Origin of the sequence: Nonomuraea sp. 10N515B (genome assembly GCF_052245915.1) — a bacterium.
Classification (GTDB): Bacteria; Actinomycetota; Actinomycetes; order Streptosporangiales; family Streptosporangiaceae; genus Nonomuraea.
This window is the reverse complement of sequence record NZ_JBQQBQ010000014.1, coordinates 24400-48102: the sequence shown is the minus strand read 5'-3', so window position 1 is coordinate 48102 and position 23703 is coordinate 24400. Positions and strand designations below refer to the sequence as shown.

General features: G+C 68.9%; 22 protein-coding genes. 11 read left to right on the top strand and 11 right to left on the bottom strand.

Annotated elements, in window-relative coordinates:
* Positions 1 to 4: 4 nt before the first annotated feature.
* The 3 genes from ACTWQA_RS22780 (at position 5) to ACTWQA_RS22770 (ending at position 3199) form a co-directional block, all read left to right on the top strand.
* Positions 5 to 1000: a LacI family DNA-binding transcriptional regulator gene (locus tag ACTWQA_RS22780; RefSeq protein ID WP_443161165.1), complete on the top strand. Its 996-nt coding sequence runs from the start codon at positions 5 to 7 to the stop codon at positions 998 to 1000.
* A gap of 70 nt (positions 1001 to 1070) precedes the next feature.
* A complete protein-coding gene (locus ACTWQA_RS22775) occupies positions 1071 to 2315 on the top strand; it encodes a phospholipase D-like domain-containing protein (protein WP_443161164.1) in 1245 nt (414 codons plus the stop codon).
* On the top strand, positions 2312 to 3199 hold the full coding sequence (locus tag ACTWQA_RS22770; RefSeq protein WP_443161163.1) for a phosphotransferase: 888 nt from the start codon (positions 2312 to 2314) through the stop codon (positions 3197 to 3199). Before ACTWQA_RS22775 ends, ACTWQA_RS22770 begins: the two co-directional genes overlap by 4 nt.
* Here the strand turns inward: ACTWQA_RS22770 and ACTWQA_RS22765 are convergent, their stop codons facing one another.
* Positions 3200 to 3961 (bottom strand): SDR family NAD(P)-dependent oxidoreductase, encoded by a 762-nt coding sequence (locus ACTWQA_RS22765; RefSeq protein WP_443161162.1) that lies wholly within the window; start codon positions 3959 to 3961, stop codon positions 3200 to 3202.
* A gap of 61 nt (positions 3962 to 4022) precedes the next feature.
* Here ACTWQA_RS22765 and ACTWQA_RS22760 point away from each other — a divergent pair, with 61 nt between their 5' ends.
* Positions 4023 to 4901 carry a LysR family transcriptional regulator gene (locus ACTWQA_RS22760; RefSeq protein ID WP_443161161.1) on the top strand — a complete coding sequence of 293 codons (879 nt, stop codon included), beginning with the start codon at positions 4023 to 4025 and terminating at the stop codon, positions 4899 to 4901.
* Here ACTWQA_RS22760 and ACTWQA_RS22755 read toward each other — a convergent pair.
* From ACTWQA_RS22755 to ACTWQA_RS22735, 5 genes are all read right to left on the bottom strand, one after another.
* Positions 4898 to 6421: a glycoside hydrolase family 13 protein gene (locus ACTWQA_RS22755; RefSeq protein ID WP_443161160.1), complete on the bottom strand. Its 1524-nt coding sequence runs from the start codon at positions 6419 to 6421 to the stop codon at positions 4898 to 4900. The two genes, ACTWQA_RS22760 and ACTWQA_RS22755, sit on opposite strands and share 4 nt — an antisense overlap.
* A gap of 4 nt (positions 6422 to 6425) precedes the next feature.
* Positions 6426 to 7352: a carbohydrate ABC transporter permease gene (locus ACTWQA_RS22750; protein WP_443161159.1), complete on the bottom strand. Its 927-nt coding sequence runs from the start codon at positions 7350 to 7352 to the stop codon at positions 6426 to 6428.
* Positions 7349 to 8215, bottom strand: coding sequence for a carbohydrate ABC transporter permease (locus ACTWQA_RS22745; protein WP_443161158.1), 867 nt, complete (start codon positions 8213 to 8215; stop codon positions 7349 to 7351). The genes ACTWQA_RS22750 and ACTWQA_RS22745 overlap by 4 nt, the downstream gene beginning before the upstream one ends.
* Positions 8216 to 8220: 5 nt before the next feature.
* The gene (locus ACTWQA_RS22740; RefSeq protein WP_443161157.1) at positions 8221 to 9465 is read right to left on the bottom strand and encodes an extracellular solute-binding protein; all 1245 of its coding nucleotides are present in this window, start codon (positions 9463 to 9465) and stop codon (positions 8221 to 8223) included.
* A gap of 217 nt (positions 9466 to 9682) precedes the next feature.
* Entirely contained in the window at positions 9683 to 10672 is a 990-nt protein-coding gene (locus ACTWQA_RS22735; RefSeq protein ID WP_443161156.1) for a LacI family DNA-binding transcriptional regulator, read from the bottom strand.
* Positions 10673 to 10952: 280 nt separating this feature from the next.
* On the opposite strand from ACTWQA_RS22735, the gene ACTWQA_RS22730 reads away from it, so the two are divergent.
* From ACTWQA_RS22730 to ACTWQA_RS22720, 3 genes are all read left to right on the top strand, one after another.
* Positions 10953 to 14189, top strand: a complete 3237-nt coding sequence (locus ACTWQA_RS22730) for a discoidin domain-containing protein (RefSeq protein ID WP_443161155.1) — start codon at positions 10953 to 10955, stop codon at positions 14187 to 14189.
* Between the two features lie 221 nt (positions 14190 to 14410).
* On the top strand, positions 14411 to 14932 hold the full coding sequence (locus ACTWQA_RS22725) for an FAD binding domain-containing protein (protein ID WP_443161154.1): 522 nt from the start codon (positions 14411 to 14413) through the stop codon (positions 14930 to 14932).
* Complete coding sequence (locus ACTWQA_RS22720; RefSeq protein WP_443161309.1) at positions 14866 to 17514, top strand: molybdopterin-dependent oxidoreductase; 2649 nt, start codon at positions 14866 to 14868, stop codon at positions 17512 to 17514. The genes ACTWQA_RS22725 and ACTWQA_RS22720 overlap by 67 nt, the downstream gene beginning before the upstream one ends.
* A 14-nt stretch (positions 17515 to 17528) precedes the next feature.
* Here ACTWQA_RS22720 and ACTWQA_RS22715 read toward each other — a convergent pair whose 3' ends face one another.
* Complete coding sequence (locus tag ACTWQA_RS22715; protein ID WP_443161153.1) at positions 17529 to 18401, bottom strand: sugar kinase; 873 nt, start codon at positions 18399 to 18401, stop codon at positions 17529 to 17531.
* A gap of 191 nt (positions 18402 to 18592) precedes the next feature.
* On the opposite strand from ACTWQA_RS22715, the gene ACTWQA_RS22710 reads away from it, so the two are divergent.
* The 4 genes from ACTWQA_RS22710 (at position 18593) to ACTWQA_RS22695 (ending at position 21151) form a co-directional block, all read left to right on the top strand.
* The gene (locus ACTWQA_RS22710; protein WP_443161152.1) at positions 18593 to 19330 is read left to right on the top strand and encodes a hypothetical protein; all 738 of its coding nucleotides are present in this window, start codon (positions 18593 to 18595) and stop codon (positions 19328 to 19330) included.
* Positions 19331 to 19474: 144 nt separating this feature from the next.
* Positions 19475 to 20149, top strand: a complete 675-nt coding sequence (locus ACTWQA_RS22705; RefSeq protein ID WP_443161151.1) for a DUF4344 domain-containing metallopeptidase — start codon at positions 19475 to 19477, stop codon at positions 20147 to 20149.
* Positions 20150 to 20178: 29 nt separating this feature from the next.
* A complete protein-coding gene (locus ACTWQA_RS22700; protein WP_443161150.1) occupies positions 20179 to 20883 on the top strand; it encodes a maleylpyruvate isomerase family mycothiol-dependent enzyme in 705 nt (234 codons plus the stop codon).
* A gap of 13 nt (positions 20884 to 20896) precedes the next feature.
* Positions 20897 to 21151 (top strand): DUF6343 family protein, encoded by a 255-nt coding sequence (locus ACTWQA_RS22695; RefSeq protein WP_443161149.1) that lies wholly within the window; start codon positions 20897 to 20899, stop codon positions 21149 to 21151.
* On the opposite strand, the gene ACTWQA_RS22690 is transcribed toward ACTWQA_RS22695, so the two are convergent.
* The 4 genes from ACTWQA_RS22690 to ACTWQA_RS22675 all read right to left on the bottom strand — a co-directional run bounded on the left by ACTWQA_RS22690 (position 21125) and on the right by ACTWQA_RS22675 (position 23654).
* On the bottom strand, positions 21125 to 21364 hold the full coding sequence (locus ACTWQA_RS22690; RefSeq protein WP_305918484.1) for a DUF3040 domain-containing protein: 240 nt from the start codon (positions 21362 to 21364) through the stop codon (positions 21125 to 21127). The genes ACTWQA_RS22695 and ACTWQA_RS22690 overlap by 27 nt on opposite strands.
* Positions 21365 to 21438: 74 nt before the next feature.
* Positions 21439 to 22164 carry a DUF1152 domain-containing protein gene (locus ACTWQA_RS22685; protein ID WP_443161148.1) on the bottom strand — a complete coding sequence of 242 codons (726 nt, stop codon included), beginning with the start codon at positions 22162 to 22164 and terminating at the stop codon, positions 21439 to 21441.
* Between the two features lie 3 nt (positions 22165 to 22167).
* The gene (locus ACTWQA_RS22680) at positions 22168 to 22413 is read right to left on the bottom strand and encodes a type B 50S ribosomal protein L31 (protein WP_127940142.1); all 246 of its coding nucleotides are present in this window, start codon (positions 22411 to 22413) and stop codon (positions 22168 to 22170) included.
* 56 nt (positions 22414 to 22469) lie between these two features.
* Positions 22470 to 23654, bottom strand: coding sequence for an MFS transporter (locus ACTWQA_RS22675; RefSeq protein WP_443161147.1), 1185 nt, complete (start codon positions 23652 to 23654; stop codon positions 22470 to 22472).
* Positions 23655 to 23703 lie beyond the last annotated feature (49 nt).

Here is a 23703-nt window from a genome sequence, read left to right as displayed (position 1 = left end):
CCTCATGAGACGCCCGACCCTGGAGGCGGTCGCCGCCCGGGCGGGGGTCTCGCGTGCCACCGCCTCCCGCGTGGTCAACGGGCAGACGACGGTGGCGCCGGACATCCGCGACGCGGTCCTGCGCGCGATCGACGAGCTGGGCTACGTGCCCAACTCGGCCGCGCGCAGCCTGGTCACCCAGCGCACCGACTCCATCGCGCTGGTCATCAGCGAGCCCGGCACCAGGGTCTTCTCCGACGACCCGTGGTTCTCCATGGCGATCAGGTCGGCGTCGGTGGAGCTGGAGGAGGCCAACAAGCAGGTCGTGCTGATGCTGGCCTCCAACGCCAGGAGCCATGCCCGGGTGGAGCGCTACATCGCGGGCGGGCACGTGGACGGGGTCATGCTGATCTCCATGCACGGCGCCGACCCGCTGCCGTCGGCGCTGTCGCGGCTGCGCGTCCCCGTCGTCTCCTACGGGCGGCCCGCCGTCCCCGTGAACATCCCCTACGTCGACAACGACAACCTGGGCGGCGCCGAGGCCGGCGTCAGGCACCTGGTGGAGCAGGGACGGCGGAGGATCGCGACGATCGCGGGGCCCCAGGACATGATCGCCGGCCAGGATCGGCTGGCCGGCTACCGCAACGTGCTGCGCGACTCCGACCTCCGCTCGATCGTGGCGGTCGGCGACTTCACTCGCGAGTCGGGCGCGGTCGCGATGCGCCAGTTGCTCGGCGACGACCCGTCGCTGGACGCCGTCTTCGTGGCCAACGACCTGATGGCGGTCGGCGCCCTGCAGTCGTTGCGCCAGGCGGGCCGCCGGGTGCCCGACGACGTGGCCGTGGTGGGCTTCGACGACATCGAGGCGGCGAAATACACCGAGCCGCCGCTGACGACGCTCAGGCACCCGGTGATCGAGCAGGCGGCGGCCATGGTCCGGCTGCTGCTCGGCCTGTTCGAGGACGGTCCCGCGGACCCCGTGATCCTGCCGACGGAGCTGGTGATCCGCGAGTCGGCTTGACTCATTGACAAATCCGGCTGTTGACGCGATCTTGTCGGTGAGCGTTGCCTGCCCGAAGGGACACCCCCACATGCGCCGGATCGTTCTCGCGTTATGCCTGCTCACGGGCCTGCTGATCGGCACGCGGCCGGCGTCGGCCGACGTCACGGGGCCGCCCGTGCTCAACGCGCCGGTGTTCAACGACCCGACCGCCGACTCGGGCGTGGCCGGTGTCCCGAGCGCGCGGCAGTCGGCCGTCATGGACCAGCTGATCAGGCTGATCAAGGCGGTGCCGGCCGGCGGGGAGATCCGCTTCGTCATGCACGAGTTCGCCCCGGGGCACCGCTCCAGTGAAGTGGCCGACGCCCTGATCTCCGCGCACGGGAGGGGCGTTCAGGTGAAAGTGATCCTCGACAGCCTGGAGAACGGCGTCAACGACGCGGTGACCACCACGCTACGTGCCGCGCTCGGCGGCTCGGAGTCGGCCGGGTCGTGGGTGATCCGCTGCGAATATCCTGACGAGTCCGCCATCGACCGCGGCTGCATCGCCAGGAACTACATGCACAGCAAGTTCGCGTTGTTCTCCAGCGTCGTGGTCAACGGCACGTCCCACGCCAACGTGGTCTTCCAGACCTCCTCGAACCTGTCCGACTGGTACCTGTACAACTCCTTCAACGACGCGTACACGTTCACGGACGCGACCGTCTACAACGCCTACCGCACGTACTTCGCGGATCTGCAGTCCGGCCGGCGCAAGGCGGTGAACCCCGGCTACTACTGGACCACGCCCACGGGGACCGCCAACCGGGCCACGTTCATGCCCAGGCCGGTCACGGATCCGGATCCCATCGTCTCCATCCTGAAGCTGATCGAGTGCAGCTACCGCGACACCGACGGCGTCACCCGGCAGACCGACATCCGCATGGCGCTGACCGCGTTCAACAAGAACCGCGTGGCGATCGCGAACGAGCTGGTCCGGCTGCGCGGCGAAAACTGCTGGATCGACATCGTCTACTACGAGAACGCCGCCGGCGCCACGTCCAAGAACGTCGACGACACGATCCGGCAGACGCTCGCGAAGGCCGTCAACGGCAGGACCATCCAGGTCACCCCGTGCCGGTTCCGCGTGGGGACGCGGGACGTGGTGACGCACAACAAGGTCATGATGATCGACGGCTTCTACGACGACGACATCACACCCCGGGTCTACACGGGAAGCGCTAACTTCACGTACATGGAGAACTCTGACGACTCCTTCGTGCGGATCTCGGGCCGCGGCATCCACAGCCAGTACCTGTCGTGGTTCTACGGTCTCCGAACGGCCTGCCGGGCGTGATCTCCCGCAGCTCGGCCGTGGCCGCCGCCGTCGCCGTGGCCGCCGGGCACGGTGTACGGGTGCGGGAGCCCGTGGTGCTCACGGACTCCTTCAACCTGCGGATCCATATGCGACCCGCGCCGATCGTGGCGCGGGTGCCGACGGTCACGGCACTCGGCCGGCCGCGGCCCGCGGACGTGCTGCGGCGCGAGCTGGAGGTCGTCTCCTACCTGTGCGGGGTGGGTGCGCCGGTGGTGCCGCCGACCGACCTGCTGCCGGCGGGGCCGCATGTGCGGGACGGGGTCGCGATGTCCTTCTGGACCCATGTCGAGCACGATCCGGGCTACACGGTCACGCCAGAGCAGGCTGGGCGAGGGCTCGCGGAGTTGCATCAGGCCCTGCGAGGGCTTCCCGGCCGGCTGCCGTACCTCTGGCCGGTGCTCGACGAGCCCGGGCGGCTGCTGCGCCTGCTCGACGGTCAGGTCGAGGCCGGCGTGCTGGAGCTGCTGCGCGACGCCTGCGCCGGGCTGGCAGGTCTGGTGGAGGGGGCGGCGGCGCAGGCGGTGGAGGCGCCCGCGCAGGTCGTGCACGGCGACGCGCACCCGGGTAACTTGCTCGCCACCTCCTCCGGGCTGCTGTGGAACGACTTCGAGGAGACCATGGCCGCGCCCGTCGGGTGGGATCTGGCGTGCCTGCTCCGCACGACCAGGCTCGACGGGCGGGCGGCCGTGCGGGCCTACGGCGCCGACCCCGACGATCCGGGGTTGCGGGCCTTCCTTGCGGCACGCGGGCTGCAGGGCACGCTGTGGATGCTGGTCAGGGCGCTGCGGTTCCCCTCGGAGGCCGGTTCGGCACGCGCGGCGCTGGAGGCCTGGCTTCGGGACCCGAGCGGCGCCACCCGTTGATCAGACGGGGACCACACCGCCTTGAGGGCCGAGGAAGTAGCCGCCGGTGACGTCCAGGACGTGGCCGGTGATCCAGCGGGAGTCCTCCCCGGCGAGCAGGGCCACGGCGTCGGCGATGTCCTCGGGGCGGCCGATGCGACCCAGCGCGGTGACGTCGGTGACCTGCCGCTCGCCCACGCCGTCGTGGTCGTCGCGGAGCCAGGCGTTCATGTCGGTCTCCGTGACGCCCGGGGAGACGGTGTTCACGGTGATGTTCCTGGCGCCGAGGATGGGAGCCAGGCTGAAGCCGAGGGTGTCGAGTGCGCCCTTGGTCATGGAGTAGACGAGGTCGGGGAGGGCGATACGGACGACGGCCGAGGAGATGTTGATGATCCGGCCGCCGTCGTTCAGCAGCGGCAGGGAGCGTTCGATGATGAAGTACGGCGCCCGCACGTTCACGGCGAAGACCTGGTCGAAACGCTCCTCCGTCACCGTGCCCAGGGTCCCGGCCAGGATGGCCGCGTTGTTCACCACGATGTCCAGGCGCTCTTCCCTGATCCCCTCGAACAAGGCGTCGACGCCGTCCTCGAAGGCGGCCCGCACCGCGTACGCCTCCCCGCCCGCCCGCTCGATCGCCACCACCGTCTCCTTGGCGAGGTCGTCGTTGCGTGCGTAATGGACGATCACGCGGGCGCCGTCGGCGGCGAGTCGGAGGGCGATGGCACGTCCGATTCCGCGCGAGGCCCCGGTTACCAGTGCGGTCTTTCCTGACAGATCACTCATGTCTTCATCGTGGGGCGCGACTCGCGTACCCGTCCAAGACCGGCTGTTATAGCTTTTTGCTATGGATGCCCATATCCGGGATCTGCGGTATTTCGTGGCGGTCGCGGAGGAGCTGAGCTTCACGCGGGCGGCCGCCGAGCGGCTGTTCATCTCGCAACCCTCATTGAGCAGGCAGATCAGGCAGCTGGAGCTGTCCATGCGGGCGAAGTTGTTCGAGCGTGACCGGCGTACAGTAGCGCTGACCGCCGCAGGAGCCGCACTGCTGCCGCTGGCCCGCCAGATCATCGAGCAGTGGGAGGGCGCGCAGCGTGCGGTGGCGGCGGCACGCGAGGACCGGATCCTGGTGGTGGGGTTCCAGACGCGGATCGGGCGTGGGCTCGTGCCGTCCATCACGGCCGCCCTGCCCGAGTGGGATCTGCGCTTCCGCCAGGTGCCGTGGGGCGACCCCACCGTGGGCCTGGGCGACGGGCAGGTCGACGTGGCCGTCGCCTGGCTGCCCATGCCCGGTGGAGGGGACTACTCCTGGACGGTCGTGAGCACGGAGGACCGGTGGGTGGCGCTGCCTGCCGGGCACCGGCTCGCCTCCCAGGCCGAGGTCGAGTTCGCCGAGCTCACCGGGGAGACGTTCGTGGCGCTGCCGGTCACAGCCGGGCCCATGCGGGACTTCTGGCTGGCCAACGATCAGCGCTCCGCGCCGGCCGTGGTGGGGGCGGAGGCGGAGACCGCCGAGGAGGCGTTCGAGCTCGTCGCCTCGGGGCGGGCCGTGGTGCTGGTGTCGGCCGGGAACGCCGAGCTCTACCGCCGGGACGACGTGGTCTGCCGCCCGGTCGCCGGGCTGCCGCCGAGCAGACTGGCCGTTGTCTGGCGGCGCGACGATCGTCGGCGGGCCGTGCGAGCGTTGGTGGAGAAATTCGTCAGCTGCATGTGCGCGTCGCCTTAGCACCCGTCATCGCCGGCGAGCCAGGCCGTGGTGTCACGGGGGAGGGCACCGTCCTCCAGCGGGCCGCTGGTCAGGACGACCTGGCCCGGCGGCAGGCGCACCGGGCCGGGACCCAGGTTGACGACGCAGGTGAGGTCCGAGTCGCGGTGGAAGGCCAGGACCTGCTCGCCCAGCGGCAGCCAGGTGAGAGTCCCGTCCCCCAGCGACTCCCGGCGGATCCGCAGCGCCGTGCGGTACAGGTTGAGCATCGAGCCCAGGTCCGCACGCTGGGCCTCGGCCGTCAGCTTGCGCCAGCCCTCGGGTTGCGGGAGCCAGGGCGTGCCGGCGCCGAAGCCGAACGGCGGCTCCTCTCCCGACCAGGGCAGCGGGACCCGGCAGCCGTCCCGGCCGGGGTTGGTCCCGCCGGACCTGGCGTACATCGGGTCCTGGCGCAGCTCGTCCGGAAGGTCCTCCACCTCCGGTAGCCCCAGCTCCTCCCCCTGGTAGACGTAGACCGAGCCGGGCAGCGCCATCGACAACAACGCGGCCGCGCGGGCGCGGCGGTAGCCCAGCTCCAGATCGGACGGGGCGCCGTGGAGCCGGCCGCCGTGCGCGAACGCGGTGTCGGCGCGCCCGTAGCGGGTGACCGGCCTGGTCACGTCGTGGTTGGACAACACCCAGGTCGGCGGGGCGCCGATGGGGGTGTGGGTGGCCAGGGTCAGGTCGATCACGCGGCGCAGCTCGGCCGCCTCCCACGGGCAGGACAGGAAGTCGAAGTTGAACGCCGTGTGCAGCTCGTCGGGGCGCAGATAGCGGGCGAAACGCTCCTGGTCGGGGAGCCAGAGCTCGCCGATCAGGACCCGCTCGCCGTACTCGTCGGCCACCTCGCGCCACCGGCGGTAGACGTCGTGAACCTCGTCGAGGTCTTCGTACGCGCTGTCGGACTTGAACAGCAGGGCCGCCGAGTCGATGCGGAAGCCGTCCACACCGCGGTCGAACCAGAACCGCAGCACGTCCTCGAACTCCCGGTGCACGTCCGCGTTGGCCCAGTTGAAGTCCGGCTGTTCGGGGGCGAACAGGTGCAGGTACCACTGCCCGTCGGGCACCCGCGTCCACGCCGAGCCGCCGAAGATCGACTGCCAGTCGTTCAGCGGCTCGTCGGCGAACCAGAACCGGTCTCTGGCCGCTGGGTTCGCCAGCGCCTCTTGGAACCAGGCGCTCCGCGTCGAGCTGTGATTCGGCACCACGTCGATGATGACCTTGATGTCGAGCTCGTGCGCCTCCTCGATGAACCGCTCGGCCTCGGCCAGCGTGCCGAAGACCGGCTCGATGTCCCGATAGTCGGCCACGTCGTAGCCGCCGTCGGCCATCGGCGACGGATACCACGGGTTGAGCCAGATCGCGTCGATCCCGAGGTCCTTCAGGTAGGGCAGGCGGGAGCGCAGGCCGGCGAGGTCGCCCACGCCGTCTCCGTTCCCGTCTGCGAAGCTCCGCAGGTAGACCTGGTAGATCGCGGCCCCCCGCCACCACGTTTGCGACATGCGCTCATCCCTTGATGCTTCCGGCGGTCAGGCCCGCCATGATGTGCCGTTGGAAGACGAAGAAAACGATGATCATGGGGATACTGGCGATGACCAGACCGCCCATGACCTGGTTCTGGGTTACCGCCCCGGCCGTCTGCGACAGGCCCACGCTGATCGTCATCTTCTCGCTGTCGGTCATGACCAGCAGCGGCAGGACGAAGTCCTTGAACGCGGTGACGATCGTGAAGATGGACACCACACCGAGGATTGGCCTGGAGACCGGCAGCACGACCGACCACAGGACCCGCAGCGGCCCCGCCCCGTCGATCTGCGCCGCCTCGATCAGCTCTCGCGGGATGGAGTCGAAGAACCGCTTGAGCAGGAAGATGTTGAAGCCGTTGGCCGCCGCGGGGAACCACAACCCCCATGGATTGTTGAGCAATCCCAGGTCCACGATCGTCACATAGAGCGGGATGAGGATCACCATCGGCGGGATCATCAGCGTGGCCAGCATCGCGCCGAGGATGACGTTGCCGAACATGGGCCGCAGCTTCGACAACGCGTAAGCGGCCGTGACGTCCACCGCCATGCAGAACAGCCAGGCTCCCAACGAGTAGTAGGCGGTGTTCGCCAGCAGCGTGCCGATGTCGAACAGCTCCCACGCCTCGAAGAAGTTGCCGAACGCCGGATCCTCGGGGAAGAGCGTCGGCGGCATCTGGGCGATCTCCTCCGGCGTCTTCAAGGCGCCGGTGACCATCCAGTAGAGCGGGAAGACGAAGGCCAGGGTGCACAGGACCACGACCGCGACCAGGACGAGCCAGTAGATCCGCCGTCCCCACCGGCTGTTGAGCTGGTGCGGTGAGACGATCGTGCGGAACTGGACGTGGATGGGCTTAGGCGCCCTCTTGCGGCGCCGCCCGGCCGCCACGCGGGTATCGATGGCGATCACGCCTTGTCCTCCCGTGTCGTACGGAGCTGGACGGCGGCGAAGACGAGCAGCGCGAGCATGAGGAGCATGCCGAGCGCCCCGGCCTGGCCGTAGTTCATCTGCGAGAAGGCGAACTGGTACATCAGGTACGCCACGCTCACGGTCGCGTTCTCCGGGCCGCCGCCGGTGAGCATGTACGGCTCGATGAACACCTGCATGGTCGCCACGATCTGCAGCATGAGCATGAGCAGCAGAATCAGCCGCGTCTGCGGGATCGTGACGTGCCTGATGCGCTTGAGTATCCCGGCCCCGTCGAGCTCGGCGGCCTCGTACAGCTCGGACGGGATGTTCTGCAGCGCGGCGAGATAGATCAGCGTTGCGCTGCCCATGTTCATCCAGGTCGAGACGAGGACGAGCGAGATCAGCGCGGTCGACGAGCTGTCCAGCCAGGCCAGCGGCGGCAGGTGGAGGAAGCCGAGTATCTGGTTGAACAGCCCGGGCCCTGGATCGTAGAACCACTGGAACAGCAGCACCGCCACGATCGGCGGCAGCATGACCGGCAGGTAGACCACGAACCTGAGGTAGGCCCGGGCGTGGCGCAGCTCGTTGAGCACGAGCGCGACGACGAACGGCACGGCGTAGCCGCACAGCAGCGCGAGCACCGTGAACTCCACGGTGTTCAGCCAGGCCTCGCCGAAGGCCGGGTCCTGGACTGCGGCCGTGAAGTTGTCCAGTCCGACCCAGGTCGGCGGGTTGATCAGGTCGGTCTTCTGGAAGCTCAGAATGAACTCCCTGACCATCGGATACCAGGCGAACACCGTGAAGCAGAGCAGCGCCGCGCAGAGGAACCCGTAGGCCGTCAGGTTGCGCCTCACGATTCCCATCAAGGTCAGCCCTTGGCCGCCAGCATCGTGTTGGCCTTGGTCTCGGCGTCGGCCAGCAGCTGGTCGATGTTCGCGTCCTCGCGACTCAGCACGCCGGACATGACCACGTCGAGGATGGCGTACAGCTCCTGGGCGTGCACGGGCTCGGCCTTCGGCGGGATGGCGGCCGCGGCCTGCACGTACGGCTCGTAGTTCGCGACCGGCAGCGAGGCGTTCTTGACCCGCTCTGCCTGGATGGCCTTGCCGGTGGCCGAGTCGCCATAGACGTCGTTGTCGGGCACGCCGACCGGGTTGCCGTTGGCCTTGCCGCGGGCGAAGTCGAAGCGGCCCTTGCCGACGGTGTTGAAGCGGAAGTCGATCCACGCCATGCCCGCCTTGGCCTGCTCGGGCGTGGCCTTCGGGTTGATCATGTACGCCTCGCCGCCGCTCAGCGAAGCCTTGGCCTCGGGGAAGCCGGTGATGCCGTAGTCGGCGACGTTGCCCTTGAACTTGTTGACCACGTCGGTGACCACGTCCGGCGCACCGAGCATCATGCCGACCTTCCCGCTACCCATCGCCATCATCAGCGACTCCCAGCCGACCAGGAGCTTGCTGCCCATGCTGTTGTCGGTCCAGCGCATGTCGTGCAGGTTCTGCAGCACGGCCTTGCCCTCGGGCGAGTTGAAGGCGGCCTTCTTGTCGTCCGGTGTGAGAATGCTTCCGCCGCGACCGTAGATGGCCTGGGTGAAGTGCCAGCCGCCGGTGTTGCCGCCGGAGTACTCGCCGTAGCCGACGTGGCCGGGGCCGAGCGCGGCGATCTTCTTGGCCGCCTCGCGAACTTCGGCCCACGTCTTGGGCGGGGTGTTCGGGTCGAGGCCGGCCTTGGCGAACAGGGCACGGTTGTAGACCAGGCCGACGCTGTAGTGCACGTTGGGGACGCCGTAGATCTTGCCGTCCTTGGTGACCAGTTCGCGTACGTCGGGGCGCAGGTCGTTCCAGTTCTTGATCGTGATGGTGTACGGGGTGATGTCCAGTGCCTGGCCTTGGGCGATGACGTCGTTGTAGTTGGTGACGGGGATCACGAAGACGGTCTCCATCTGGCCGCCCGCCAGCTTGGGGCCGAATGTCTTGGGGTCGAAGCACGGCTGCTGATCCGTGCTCTTGACCGTCACGCCGGGGTGCGCCTTCATGAACTCGGCCACGTCGGCGTCCCAAGCGTGCCGCTCCTTGGGCGCGGATTTGGCGGGCTGGCAGGCCACCGTGATCGTCACGGAGTTCGAGGCCGATGACGAAGGCGCTTCGCTGGAGCCGCAAGCGGTGGCCGAGACGCCGAGCACGGATGCGAGTAAGAGGCCGGTGGATCTCCGCATTGGTGTGACCCTTCTGATGCGAGGTGCCCACACCATAGGATCGCCGACCGAAGCGCGCAATATTTCGACGGACTATTGCAAGATAACGACTGAGTTACATGTCTGGCCCGGGCGTGCGTCAGGTGGCGGCTCGGGCCGTGGAGGCACGGACTACCAGCTCGGGCTCGAACAGCAGCTCGTCCGCCGGCACCACCGCCTTGTCGATCTGGGCCACCAGCAGGTCCACCGCGGCCCTGCCCATCGCGTCGATGGGCTGGCGGACCGTGGTCAGCGGCGGCTCAGTGCAGTTCATCAGCGCCGAGTCGTCGAAGCCGATGACCGAGATGTCGCCGGGCACGGTCAGCCCGGCGCGCCGGGCCGCACGCACGGTGCCGAGCGCGAGCAGGTCGCTGGCGCACACCACACCGCTCACCCCCCGCTTGACGAGCCTGGCCGCGGCCGCGTGCCCGCCTTCCAGTGAGAACATCGTGTGCTCGACCAGCCTCGGGTCGCCACCCTTGGCAAGGAACGTCTCCAGCTTGCGCCGTGACGGCATGTGGTCCTTCGGCCCGAGCACCATGCCGATCCGCTCGTGGCCGAGCGCACGCAGATGCGCGACGGCCATCTCGGCGGCGACCGCATCGTCGCACGACACTTGCGGGAAGTCGAGGTGCTGGACGGCCGCGTTGACCAGGACCGTGGGCAGCTTGCGCTCATGCAGCAGCTCGTAGTGCCCGTGCGCGGCGTCGGCCTGCGCATATAGCCCGCCGGCGAAGACCACGCCGCTGACCTGCTGCCCGAGCAGCAGGTCCACATAGTCGGCCTCGGAGACACCGCCGACCGTGCGCGTGCAGAGCACCGAGGTGAATCCCTGCTGCGCCAGGGCGCCGCCGACCACTTCCGCGAAGGCAGGGAAGATCGGGTTCTGCAGCTCGGGGAGCACCAGGCCGACCAGCCTGGCACGATCGCCGCGCAGCTGGGTGGGTCGTTCGTAGCCGAGTACGTCGAGCGCGGTCAGCACGGCCTCGCGGGTCGCGTCGGAGACCCCGGGCTTGCCGTTGAGCACGCGACTCACGGTCGCCTCGCTCACCCCGACCTTCTTCGCCACCTCTGCGAGTCGTCGTGTCATGCGCAAACTATACGGCCTGGAACGCAAGCGCTTGCAACGGCTTGCGTGGAGCGAACGTCACGCCTTGCGCCCGTCCACAGCAGTCTTCCCGCTTCTTCCTGCTTCTTGACCAGCGGAGATGGACACTCGAAGACAGCGACAGTCAGTCCAAACCTTGCGAAATTTCGTCGAAATATTGCGGCCATCTGCTCGACATCCTATGGTTCGGCCATCCGCCTCGTCCGAAGGGCCATCCCCCATGAGAGCTCTGTTAGCCGCCCTTTCGTTAGCCATCGGACTCATGACCGCGCCCTGGGCCGCGCCTGCACAGGCCGCGGCCGACACGAATCTCGCAGCCGGCAAGACGGCCACCGCGAGCAGCTTCAACGACGTCTACCCCGCCGCCAACGCCACCGACGGCAACCAGGCCACCTACTGGGAGTCGGCCAACAACGCCTTCCCGCAGTGGATCCAGGTCGATCTCGGCGTCAGCGCGAGCGTCAACAAGCTCGTGCTCAAGCTCCCGTCCGGGTGGCCGAGCCGGACCCAGACGCTGACCGTCCAGGGCAGCACCAACGGCTCCGCCTTCAGCACGATCGTCGCCTCGGCGACGTACACGTTCAACCCGACCGGCACGATCACCTTCGCCGCCGCGACCGCCCGCTACGTCCGGCTGCAGATCACCGCGAACACCGGCTGGCCTGCCGGCCAGGTCTCCGAGTTCGAGGTCTGGGGCAGCGCGCCGGACGACCCGCCGCCGGGCGGCGGTGCCAACCTGGCCCTCGGCAAGCCCATCACCGAGTCCTCGCACACCCACACCTACGTGGCCGCCAACGCCAACGACGACAACCTCCAGACCTACTGGGAGGGCGCCGCGTATCCCAACACGCTGACCGTGCAGCTCGGCAGCAACGCCGACCTGACCTCGATCACGCTCAAGCTCAACCCGGACCCCGTCTGGGCCAGGCGTACCCAGGCCATCCAGGTCCTCGGCCGTGAGCAGAGCGCCACCGGCTTCAGCAACCTGGTCTCCTCGGCCACGTACACGTTCGACCCGGCCACCGGGAACTCCGTGACGATCCCCGTGACCGCCAAGGTGGCGGACGTTCGGCTGCAGATCACCGCCAACTCCGGCGCGCCGGGTGGCCAGGTGGCCGAGTTCCAGATCTTCGGCACCTCGTCGGCCAATCCCGACCTCACCGTGAGCAACCTCGCGTCGTCCCCGGCCGCGCCGGTCGAGACCGACGCGGTCACGCTGTCGGCCACGGTCAGAAACGCCGGCACCGCGGCCTCCACCGCGACCTCCGTGAACTTCTACGCGGGCACCACCAAGGTCGGCAACGCCAGTGTGGGAGCGCTGGCCGCAGGGGCGTCGGCCACCGTATCCGCGAACGTCGGCGCCAGGGACGCCGGGACCTACCAGCTCTCCGCCAGGGTGGATGAGGACAACCAGGTCATCGAGCTGAACGAGGCGAACAACACCGCCACCGGCACGCTGACCGTCAGGCCCGTCGACACGGCCGACCTGATCGCCTCCCCCGTCGCCTGGACGCCTGGCAACCCCGCCGCGGGCGCCACGGTGACGTTCTCGGTGGCGATCAAGAACCAGGGCACTGTCGCGTCCGGCAGCGGCTCCCACGGCATCACGCTCACCGTCACGAACGATTCCGGCACCGTCGTCAGGACCCTGACCGGTTCGGCCAGCGGCGCCATCGCGCCCGGCGCCACCACGAGCCCGGTGAGCCTGGGCACGTGGACCGCGGCCAACGGCAAGTACACGGTGAAGACGGTGCTCGCCGACGACGCCAACGAGCTGCCGGTCAAGCGCGCCAACAACACCAGCGAGCTGCCGCTGTTCGTGGGGCGCGGCGCCAACATGCCGTACGACACCTACGAGGCCGAGGACGCCGTCATCGGCGGCGGCGCCACGCGCGTGGGCCCGAGCAGGGACGTCGGCACGATCGCCGGCGAGGCCTCGGGGCGGCGCGCGGTGACGCTCAACCAGACCGGCGCGTACGTCGAGTTCACGACCCGGGCCGACACGAACACCCTGGTCACCCGTTTCTCGATGCCCGATGCCGCGGGTGGCGGCGGTCTCAACTCGACCTTGAACGTCTACGTCGACGGCACCTTCCTCAAGGCCGTCGAGCTGACCTCCCGCTACGCCTGGCTCTACGGCGCCGAGGCCAGCCCGAACAACTCGCCCGGTTCGGGGCCGCCCAGGCACATCTACGACGAGGCGAACGTGCTGCTCGGCACCACCGTGCGGGCCGGCAGCAAGATCAGGCTGCAGAAGGACGCGGCCAATGGCCAGACGTACGCGATCGACTTCGTGGACTTCGAGCAGGTGACCCCGATCGCGAATCCCGACCCCGCGACGTACGCGGTACCGACCGGTTTCACGCACCAGGACGTGCAGAACGCGCTCGACCGGGCCCGCATGGACGCCAACCTGGTCGGCGTCTACCTGCCGCAGGGTGACTACCAGACCTCGAGCAAGTTCCAGGTCTACGGCAAGGCCGTCAAGATCGTCGGCGCCGGGCCTTGGTTCACCAGATTCCACTCCCCGGCCGGGCAGGAGAACACCGACGTGGGCTTCCGCACGGAGGCCTCGGCCAACGGCTCGACGTTCGCGAACTTCGCCTACTTCGGCAACTACACCTCACGCATCGACGGCCCCGGCAAGGTCTTCGACTTTTCGAACGTGGCGAACATGACGATCGACAACGTCTGGGCCGAGCATCAGATCTGCCTGTACTGGGGCTCGAACACGGACAACATCACGATCAAGAACTCCCGGATCCGGAACGTGTTCGCCGACGGCCTGAACATGACCAACGGCAGCACCGGCAACCATGTCACCAACATCGAGACCAGGTCCACGGGCGACGACAGCTTCGCGCTGTTCTCGGCCACCGACAACAACCCCGGCGAGCAGACCGGCAACGTCTACGAGAACCTGACCTCGCTACTCACCTGGCGGGCCGCGGGCGTGGCCGTGTACGGCGGCTACGACAACATGTTCAGGAACATCTACGTCGCGGACACGCTGACGTACCCGGGTGTCACGATCAGCTCGCTGGACTTCGGGATCCCCATGCACGGGTTCGGCGCCAGCCCGCCGACGACGTTCGAGAACATCTCGCTGGTCCGGGCCGGCGGGCACTTCTGGGGGCAGCAGACGTTCCCTGCGCTGTGGCTGTTCTCCTCGTCCAAGGTGTTCCAGGGCATCCGTGTCAACAACCTGGACATCGTGGATCCGACGTACAGCGGGATCATGTTCCAGACCGGCTACTCCGGCGGCGCGCCGCTGAACCCGATCAGGGACACGATCCTGACGAACGTGTCGATCAGCGGGGCGCAGAAGAGCGGCGACGCCTTTGACGCGAAGTCCGGGTTCGGCATTTGGGTGAACGAGATGCCCGAGCCGGGACAGGGCCCGGCCGTCGGATCGGCCACGATCAACAACCTGAGGTTCGCCGGCAACTACGAGAACATCAAGAACACGACGACGACCTTCACCCTGACCACGAACTAGAGCTCTGACCTGTGGGGGCAAACCCCCGCCAGTCACTGACGCTGGTCACCGCGGCGGCGCTCAACTGCGCCCCGCGGTGCAGGCGTTCCCGCACCGGCACCACGCCCCTCAGCCGAAGCCACCGTCGTGACCGCCGCTCTTCGGCCTGATCACCTGAGCCATGTAGGCTGACAAAACGGATATAACCGGCAAATCGCCTACTAGCCGCGAACGTGCCCACCATGGACCTCAATGGGATCACCTCGGTAGTCGACACGCCCAGCCGTGCGTTGCAGGCGGCGTGGCAGCCGGGCGACGCGTGGCTCGGCGGCGGGACCTGGCTGTTCTCCGAGCCTCAGCCGCAGCTCAACCGGCTCATCGATCTCAAGGGCTTCGGCTGGGAGTCGCTGCGGGTCGAGGCGGACGGCCTGGAGATCGGCGCCACCTGCACCTTCGCGGAACTGTCCGGCGCAGGCATGCCCGCGGCGTGGACCGCGAGACCGCTGATCGACCAATGTCGCCAGGCCCTGCTGGGCTCCTTCAAGGTGTGGAACGAGGCCACCGTGGGCGGCAATCTCTGCATGTCGCTGCCCGCGGGCCCCATGATCTCACTGACCGCGGCCCTCGACGCGAGCTGCACGGTCTGGACGGCCGACGGGGGCGAACGGGTCCGTCCTGGCGATCGCCGTGGGCGGGGATCGAGGTCAACGGTCAGGTCTTCACCGCTCAGCCTCGTCCTGGGCAGTGCCTGCGCACCCTGCTGAGGGAATTGGGCCTCTTCGGCGTGAAGAAGGGCTGCGACGCGGGCGACTGCGGTGCGTGCACCGTGCACATCGACGGCCGGCCGGTGCACAGTTGCCTGTTCCCCGCGTACCGCGCGGCCGGGCACCAGGTGACGACGATCGAGGGGCTCTCCTCCGGCGCGCGACTGCATCCCCTGCAGCGCGACTTCCTGGCGGCGCAGGGATTCCAGTGCGGCTTCTGCACCGCGGGAATGATCATGACGGTTGCCGCTCTCGATCCGGGCCGGCAGCAGGATCTCCCGCAGTTGCTCAAGGGGAATCTGTGCCGGTGCAGCGGCTACCGCGCGATCGACGACGCCATCCATGGGATCGCTCATGCCGAGGACGCAACGGACCCGGGTGAATCCTGTGGACGGAATCTGCCGGCGCCGGCAGGTCCCGACATCGTGACGGGCGCGGCCCGCTACACCTTGGACGTCGCCATGGAGGGCCTGTTGCACCTCAAACTGCTGCGCTCGCCGCATGCGCACGCCCGGATCGTCGCGATCGACACGAGCGCGGCCCGCGCGGTCCCCGGCGTGCGGGCAGTGTTCACGCACGAGGACGCGCCGAGGCGGCTCTACTCGAGCGGGCGGCACGAGAACCCCGACGACGATCCCTCCGACACGCTGCTGTTCGACGACGTCGTCCGCTTCACCGGGCAGCGGGTCGCAGCCGTGGTGGCCGACAGTGTGGCGGCCGCCGAGGAGGGCTGTCGCCGGCTCGTCGTCGACTACGAGGTGATGCCGGGTGTCTTCGACCCCGAAGAGGCGATGGCGCCCGGCTCCCCCCTCCTGCATGGCGACAAGGGCGCCGGCCGGCACATCGCCCGCCCAGAGCGCAACATCGCGGCCGAAGTGCACGGTGACGTCGGTGACGTCGAGGCGGGGTTCGAGCAGGCCGACGCCATTCACGAGCACACCTACGTCAGCCATCGGGTCCAGCACGCGCACCTCGAGACGCACGCCTCGATCGCCTGGGTCGACGAGGCCGGTCGGCTGGTGGTACGCACGAGCAGTCAGGTGCCGTTCCTCACCAAGCGCGCACTGTGCAGCCTCTTCGATCTTCCAGAGGAGAAGGTACGCGTGGTGTGCGGCCGAGTGGGCGGCGGGTTCGGGGCCAAACAGGAAATGCTGACCGAGGATGTCGTCGCTCTCGCGGCCCTGCGGACCGGACGGCCGGTGCAGCTGGAGTTCACGCGCCAGGAGGAGTTCGAGGCCACCGTGACCCGGCATCCGGTCACCGTGGACGTCAAGGCCGGCGCGCGGAGCGACGGCACACTCACGGCGCTGCGACTGCGGGTCGTGGCCAACACCGGCGCGTACGGCAACCACGCGTGCATCGTGTTCCACGCCTGCAACGAGTCGATCGGCGTCTACCGGTGCGCGAACAAGAAGGTGGACGGATACGCCGTCTACACCAACACCGTCCCCGCCGGCGCCTTCCGCGGCTACGGGCTGAGCCAGGGGGTCTTCGCCGTCGAGTCGGCGATCGACGAACTCGCCCATGCGATCGGCATGGACCCGGTCGCCTTCCGGAAACGCAACATCATCCGGCCCGGCGACGACATGGTGAGCTTCCACACCCCGTCGGCGGACGAGGCCAGGATCGGCAGTTACGGCCTGGATCAGTGCCTGGCCCTGGTCGACGAGGCACTGAACCGTGGCAATGGGGCACAGCCGCCCGCGGAGGAGGGGTGGTCCGTGGGCAAGGGCGTCGCGCTGTCGATGATCGACACGATTCCACCACGCGGACACCGGGCCGAGGCACGGATCCGGCTGTTGACCGACGGCGGATACCAGCTCGCGGTCGGCATGGCCGAGTTCGGGAACGGCACGACGACCGTGCACCAGCAGCTCGCCGCCGCCGTGCTCGGCACGACTGTCGACCGGATCCGGATCGAGCAGGCGGACACGGATCACGTCGGCCACGACACCGGCGCCTTCGGCTCGACCGGGACCACGGTCACGGGCCTGGCCGTCACGCGCGCGGCAGAGGCGCTGCGTGACCGCATCGCCGCCGTCGGCGGGCAGCGGGCGGCGCAGGCCGCCGGCAAGGAGCTGCAAGGGGTCGGCACATCCGACGGCGCACCCTGTTCGGTGGCGTTCAATGTCCACGGCTTCCTGGTCGCGGTGTGTGCCGGGACCGGTGAGATCAGGATTCTGCAGAGCGTCCACGGGGCGGACGCCGGGCGCGTCATCAATCCGATGCAATGCCGCGGGCAGATCGAGGGCGGTGTCGCACAGGCCCTGGGCGCAGCGCTGTACGAGTCGTTCGTCGTCGACGGGGCCGGCCACGTCACCACGGCGACCTTCCGCAACTACCACATCCCGTCCTTCGGCGACGTGCCGCGAACCGAGGTGTACTTCGCCGAGACCTCCGATGCCCTCGGCCCTCTGGGCGCCAAGTCGATGAGCGAGAGTCCGTTCAACCCGGTGGCTCCCGCACTGGCCAACGCGGTCCGGGACGCCACCGGCATCCGCTTCGGAACGCTTCCGCTGGCCCGCGATCGCGTCCACGCGGCGACGGCCGCCGGTCTCGGAACCCGTGCGAACCCTCGGTGAACCTGATGGCCGGCTTAGAGCTCGGCCCTGGTGGGCAGCCCCTGCCAGTCACTCACGCTGGTCACCGCGGCGGCGCTCAGCAGCGCCCCGCGGTGCAGGCGCTCCTGCGGGGTGAGGCCGTCCAGGGCGGCGCTGATGTAGCCCGCCGCGAAGGCCTCCCCCGCGCCCGCCGTGTCCACGATCGGCACCTGCCAGCCCTGCACGTCGTACCGCATGCGATCCGCCCGCACGCTGGCCCCCTTCGCGCCGCGGTCCACGACGACCTCCCGCTCGGGCGTGAGGGCGGGCTTGACCAGGTCGAGCTCGTCCTGGCGGAGGAAGAGCAGGTGCGAGGCGCAGGCCAGCTCGCCCAGCACCTCCTCGGCCTCGCGCACCGACGGCCACAGGTCGGGGACGTACTCGACGGAGAAGGAGATCATCACCTCGGCGTTCCTGGCGGCGCTGATCGCGGTGCGCACGGCGTCGAGCGCGTCGATGCCGAGGCCGGCCGTAAGGCCGGTCACGTGCAACATCTTCGACGCGCCTATCCGGTCGACGGGCACGTTGCCGGGCGCGAGCCGCGATCCGGCCGAGCCGGTGCGGTAGTGCGTGACCTTGAGGTCGCGGGCCACGCGACTCTCCCTGAGCAGCAGCCCCGTGCGCAGCCCCTCGGACACCCGCATGTCCGCCACGTCCACGCCCTCACCCTTGAGTACGGTGAGCGCTCTGGCGCCGAGCTCGTCATCGCCGACCTTGCCCAGGTACGCGCACCGGTGACCGAGCCGGGCCAGCGCCACGGCCAGCGTGAACTCCGGCCCGCACACATCCAGCCTGGCCTCGCTCTCGTGGCGGACCCGGCCGCTGGAGACGACGCCGAGTGGCTCGCCGAGCGTGTAGACGTCGGTCATGGGCCAGACTGTAGTAGGTCAAGTCAACCTAAAACGGATTTTTCCACATAAGGCCTGGTTAAGGCCGTGATCAAATTTTTTCTGTAACTTTAGCCAACCTTTTCCCCATTCCGTGCCTCAAAGTAGTAGGGGAAGTCGGCCACCCCGGGGCCGGCTTCAACCGCGATACGGGGAGAGGAATCAGCACCCTCATGAGAAGAATCGCACTAGGTATCGTCTCCGCCCTGGTGGGCGGGGCCATGCTGGTGTCGGGGGCGGGGGCCGCCTCCGCCACCAAGACAGACACGCAGCTCAAGATCCGCGACATCACGCCGAACCCGGTCGTGGTGAAGGCCGGCGCGGAGACCACGGCTTACTTCGACATCGGGGCCAGCTCCGACGTCCAGAAGGTCGAGCTGAGCGTCGCTCCCGCCGACAACGGTTTCCGCACCATGCGGACCAAGGACGTCAAGGACCTCGAGGGCTGGCGCTTCGCGATCGGCTTCAACGAGAACGACCCTGACGGCAAGTGGAAGGCCACGGCTGTGGCCTTCGACAGCGCCGGTAAGGAGCTCGCCAAGGACGAGGCGTTCTTCGCGGTCGAGATCCACAAGGGCAAGGCCGACACGGCCATCTGGAGCTTCCGTGCCGACCCGTACAAGGTCCGCAAGGGCAAGTCGATCTACTTCTCCGGTCGTCTCGTGGTTAACGACGACGGCTGGGAGGGCGTCCGCGGCGAGAAGGTGAACATCTACCACCGCGCCAACGGCTCCAGCGCCTGGAAGTGGGTCGCCTCCGACTGGACCGGTCGAGGCGGCAAGTTCTACGCCAAGGCCAAGGCGTACCGCAGCGGCACGTTCCGTGCCGTGTACGCGGGCGACGACGAGCTCGAGCCCGCCACGAGCCGCAGGGACTACGTGAAGGTCTACGGCCCCTGGTGGCGTCGCTAATTTCAGCACGCTGAGGCCCGGTCCCCTCTCGGGGGCCGGGCCTTCGGCTTTGCTCGGATCCTTTACCTTCTCCCAGGTTTATCGATCATCCGATCGCCGCATGGACAGTCCCATTGCCCTGATCGACCTGGAAGGAGCCCCCGTATGCCGCATTCCCTCCTCGCCCTCGTCCTGACGAGCACGCTGGGAGCGGCCCCTTCACCTGAGCTGACCGTGCGGTACGAGCCCGCAGGCTCGCCCCGCGCCGAGCACGCCAGACAGGTGCTGAAGGACAGTGGGGCGCTGAAGATCGGTATCAAGCTGCCCAAACCGGTCGAGGTGGTCGCCCGCGACTGTGACGAGCCGTCGGCCACGTGGGACGGCGAGAACCGCCGGATCACGATCTGCTACTCCCTGGTCGGCAAGATCCGCCGCACGCTGACCGGGATCGCCCAGACCGAGGAGGCCGGCGCCCGCACCACGAACCGCCGCGTCGACGGCGCGCTGACCGCGCTCTTCCACCATGAGCTCGGGCACGCTCAGGGCGCCATGAAGGGCCTGCCGGGCGACGCGGGCCGGGCCGACCAGTTCGCCGCGCTGACGCTCGCCTCCGAGCCGCCCAAGCGCGTGGCGGCCGCCGCCGAGGCCCGCCACCTGCTCGCCACGCACACCGGCCTGGACGGCCTTTCGGGGCCGGAGGAGGCCGCCACGTTCGCCTGCCTGCTGTACGGCGCCGACCCCGCCAAGCACGCCCGCATCGCCCAGGGCGGCTGGGTTCCCGCCGAACGGGCCCCCACCTGCGCCGATGAGTACAACCGGGTCAAGTCGGCCATCGGATAAGCCGGCGCATCGGGGGTAGCGTGCGAAGTATGGCTGAGGATCTGCTCAGAGACTTCGACCCGTTCGACATCTTCGACACCGAGGCCACCAGACTGGACCGGTTCTTCGACGGGCTCGACGAGAGCGGCTGGCTGCGGCCCTCCCGCTGCGCGGGCTGGTCGGTGCGCGACGTGCTGGCGCACCTGGCGGGCGAGGAGGAGTACAACCACGCGTGCCTGGACGGGACCGTGGACGGGCTGATGGACCGGCTGGCCGACGAGGGCGTGAACGGGTTCAACGACTTCAACGCGTGGTCCGTGCGGGAGCGCCGCGACCTGCCCGTCGAGGAGGTGCTGGAGGAGTGGCGGATCAAGAACGGCGAGACCCGGCGGCGCATGCGGGAGCTCGGCCGCGACGCCCTCCTGGACACGATGGCGGGACCGTACCCCAACGGGTTGCAGGCCTTCCACTACGACTCCGAGTACGCCACCCACGCCGACGACGTCGGCGCGCCCGTGTCCGAGGACGAGGCCGACGACAGGACGTTCTGGCGGGTGGCGGTGGGGCGGTTCGTGCTGGTGGAGCAGGACGCCAAGGTGCAGGTCGAGCAGACGGCCGAGTACATGTGGGTGGCACTGGACGGCATCACCGCGACGCTGTCGTGCCCCGAGTTCGTGGAGGCCACGGTCGGGCGGCTGCCGGACTCGCACGGGCTCGACCCGCGCATCGCCGCGGCCCTGAGGTGCCTGGCCTGAGAGGAGTTCGGTCATGTGGCTGCGTAACCGCGAGGGCACGGAGCCAGTGAGCGCTCGCAGCCCGGTGCGTGTCCGGCGGATCCTGTCCTGGGTGGCGCTGGTGTTCGGTGTCGTGGCGGCGGTGTTCTTCGTGACTCGCGCCATGAGCACGGGAGAGCAGGTCTGGCGCTGGGAGGCCGCGATCGCGGCCGCGGTGGCCGTCATCGCCGCCGTGGACCTGGCGGTGCTGCGGCGTCGCCGTTCAGGTGGTCAGCACCGCGATAATTAGCAGCAGGATCACCAGAGCGCCGACTGCGAAGATCATCCAGACGTGGGCCAGCGCCCACATGCGCAGCCGGTCACCGTACGCCTGCGGGAAGAGGTCCCCGCCCGCTTCGATCCTGTTGATGGCCTCGACACGCTTGGCCAGCTCGGGATCTTCTCGCTCGAGCGCGTACTCGATCTGAGCGAGAATACGGCGTTCCCTTCCAGAGAGACCCATGACACCACCACTGCTGCTCTCACGCCGGTGCAAGCCATGTACCCACGAGTAGGGCCAGCATGCCCACCGGCTCTCTAGTGGGGGAACGCCTTGGGCGGGCGGGGCCTGAGCCCATCAAGATCTACCGCGAAATAGATGGCCATGAGTGGATTGATGAACAACTCGCTGCCACGTGTCCGCGCGGTGAAGCGCACGTCGCCGAACTCGCCGCGGACGGCGGCCGCGATCGAGCCGTTGACGATGCTGAGGTAGTCCGGCATCTCGGACTGGGCGTGGGCCACCGCGTCGAGGTAGAGCGCGCCCGGCTTCGTGGCCCTGGACAACGAGAACGCGCCCAGGTAGGCGCCGTCGTGCTCCAGCGCCGCGAGGTTCTCCAGGACCTGTACGTGGTTGACGCCGTGATAGGCGTCGACGCCGAACCCGAGGCAGGCGACGACCTTCTCCCGCAGGTCCAAGCCGTGCACCGCAGCGAGGCTCGCCATGTCCTCGACCGGCGTGCCGAGGCCGGCCTCGTCACCGCGCATGAGGATGTCGGTGCCGCCGTCCACCAGGACGATCGAGTCGACGCCGAGACGGCCGATCAGCCGTGCGTAGGCGGCGCGCAGCGGCCGCACGCCGACCTTGGGGAAGGCGCAGACGGTCGCGGGCATGCCCTGCGCGTCCAGCCAGCGGGCAAGGGCGCGCTCGCGCAGCGCAAGGGCGAGCGGTAACCCGGCGTAGACGTCGAAGCCCCCGCCCGCTCCCCCGACGAGGATCCTTTCGGACGCCTCGAGGCGGGCGGACAGGGGCGAGTCGAGCATGCGTCAGATTTTGCCGTAACGCTGCTTGAAGCGTTCGACGCGGCCGGCCGTGTCGAGGATGCGGCCCTTGCCGGTATAGAAGGGATGGCTCGCCGACGACACGTCCACGTCGACGACCGGGTAGGTCTTGCCGTCCTCCCACTCGATCGTCCTGTCGCTGGTCAGGGTCGAGCGGGTGAGGAAGGCGAAGCCGGCGCTGGGGTCGCGGAAGACCACGGGACCGTACGCGGGGTGCAGGTTCTTCTTCATGCCCCCCTCAACCAGGCGACAACGGTTTTCATTCCCTGACAGGAAGGTCACCTACCTCAGGCCGCTGACGGCGACCTGTCGTAGGCCACCAGGGCCAGGGCGCCGAGCACACACGCGGCTGCCACCGCAGCCATGACCGCCGGGTATCCGGCGAACTGTGCGATCCCGGCAGCCACCAACGGCGCGACCGCCTTGGCCACGGTGATCGGCAACGTGAGCGCCCCGCTCAGCGACGCGTACGCCGCGGTGCCGTACCGATCGGCGATCAAGGCGGGCCGGGCGATCGTCGCCACCCCGAACCCCAGCCCGAACAGCACGACCGCCGCCACGGCCCCCGCCGCGCTCCGCCCGATCAGCGGCAGCAGCACCGCCGCCAACCCCTGCAGCCCGAACATCACCGCCGTGATCAGCGCCACCGGCCAGCGCGCCTGCAGCCCCGTGGTGACCAGCCGGCCCGTCACCGACAACACGCCCAACAGCCCCGCCACGCTCGCCGCGAACACCGGCGGATGCCCCAGCGCGATCAAGTACGTGACCAGCAGCACCCCCATGACCCCCACCGCCCCGGTATGGGTCAGGAACCCGGCGGCCAGCAGCCAGAAGGGCCGCTCCCGTAGCGCGGCGCCGACGATCTCGCTTCGGTTCACGTGGGGTGGCGCACGGTGGCCGCGCACCGCCAGCCCGTGCAGGGGCACGGCGGTCACCGCATACCCGACGGCGAGGATGACCAGCGCCTGCCGCCACCCGTACCAGTCGACGAGGATCCCGGTCAGCGGCAGGAAGATGGTGGAGGCGAACCCCGCGACCACGGTGACCGCCAGCAGCGCCCCTGCCCGCCGCGCCGCGTCGAACCACGCCACGATCACCGCGAACGCGGCCTCGTACAGGACCATCGCCGACGCCACGCCCAGCACCCCGCAGACGAGGTACAACTGCGCCACCGACTGAACCTGCGACCACGCCAGCAGCGCGCCCGCGCCCAGCGCGGAGCCCACCGTCATCAGTCCGCGCCCACCGTGCCGGTCCAGCCAGCGTCCGATGACCGGCGCCACCACGCCCGACACCAGGACGGCCAGGGTGATCGCCCCGGTGAGCTGCGCGATCCCGGCTCCGAGGTCACGGGACATCGGCGGAATGAACACCGAGAACGCGTAATAGAGCACGCCGTATCCGGCGGTCTGGGTGATCGCGAGTGCGCCGATCATGCGCGCGGGCGACTTCGGACCGGAATCGGCGATCACGATACGGATCGTTCCCGTTCACCAGCCTGAAATACGGTGAGAAAGGTCA

Coding starts and splice junctions, on each gene's coding strand:
- ACTWQA_RS22735 (WP_443161156.1), bottom strand. CDS start 10,672: ATGACACGACGACTCGCAGAGGTGGCGAAGAAGGTCGGGGTGAGCGAG.
- ACTWQA_RS22705 (WP_443161151.1), top strand. CDS start 19,475: ATGCCGCATTCCCTCCTCGCCCTCGTCCTGACGAGCACGCTGGGAGCG.
- ACTWQA_RS22745 (WP_443161158.1), bottom strand. CDS start 8,215: ATGGGAATCGTGAGGCGCAACCTGACGGCCTACGGGTTCCTCTGCGCG.
- ACTWQA_RS22700 (WP_443161150.1), top strand. CDS start 20,179: ATGGCTGAGGATCTGCTCAGAGACTTCGACCCGTTCGACATCTTCGAC.
- ACTWQA_RS22765 (WP_443161162.1), bottom strand. CDS start 3,961: ATGAGTGATCTGTCAGGAAAGACCGCACTGGTAACCGGGGCCTCGCGC.
- ACTWQA_RS22730 (WP_443161155.1), top strand. CDS start 10,953: ATGACCGCGCCCTGGGCCGCGCCTGCACAGGCCGCGGCCGACACGAAT.
- ACTWQA_RS22715 (WP_443161153.1), bottom strand. CDS start 18,401: ATGACCGACGTCTACACGCTCGGCGAGCCACTCGGCGTCGTCTCCAGC.
- ACTWQA_RS22760 (WP_443161161.1), top strand. CDS start 4,023: ATGGATGCCCATATCCGGGATCTGCGGTATTTCGTGGCGGTCGCGGAG.
- ACTWQA_RS22725 (WP_443161154.1), top strand. CDS start 14,411: ATGGACCTCAATGGGATCACCTCGGTAGTCGACACGCCCAGCCGTGCG.
- ACTWQA_RS22680 (WP_127940142.1), bottom strand. CDS start 22,413: ATGAAGAAGAACCTGCACCCCGCGTACGGTCCCGTGGTCTTCCGCGAC.
- ACTWQA_RS22775 (WP_443161164.1), top strand. CDS start 1,071: ATGCGCCGGATCGTTCTCGCGTTATGCCTGCTCACGGGCCTGCTGATC.
- ACTWQA_RS22690 (WP_305918484.1), bottom strand. CDS start 21,364: ATGGGTCTCTCTGGAAGGGAACGCCGTATTCTCGCTCAGATCGAGTAC.
- ACTWQA_RS22710 (WP_443161152.1), top strand. CDS start 18,593: ATGAGAAGAATCGCACTAGGTATCGTCTCCGCCCTGGTGGGCGGGGCC.
- ACTWQA_RS22780 (WP_443161165.1), top strand. CDS start 5: ATGAGACGCCCGACCCTGGAGGCGGTCGCCGCCCGGGCGGGGGTCTCG.
- ACTWQA_RS22755 (WP_443161160.1), bottom strand. CDS start 6,421: ATGTCGCAAACGTGGTGGCGGGGGGCCGCGATCTACCAGGTCTACCTG.
- ACTWQA_RS22685 (WP_443161148.1), bottom strand. CDS start 22,164: ATGCTCGACTCGCCCCTGTCCGCCCGCCTCGAGGCGTCCGAAAGGATC.
- ACTWQA_RS22695 (WP_443161149.1), top strand. CDS start 20,897: ATGTGGCTGCGTAACCGCGAGGGCACGGAGCCAGTGAGCGCTCGCAGC.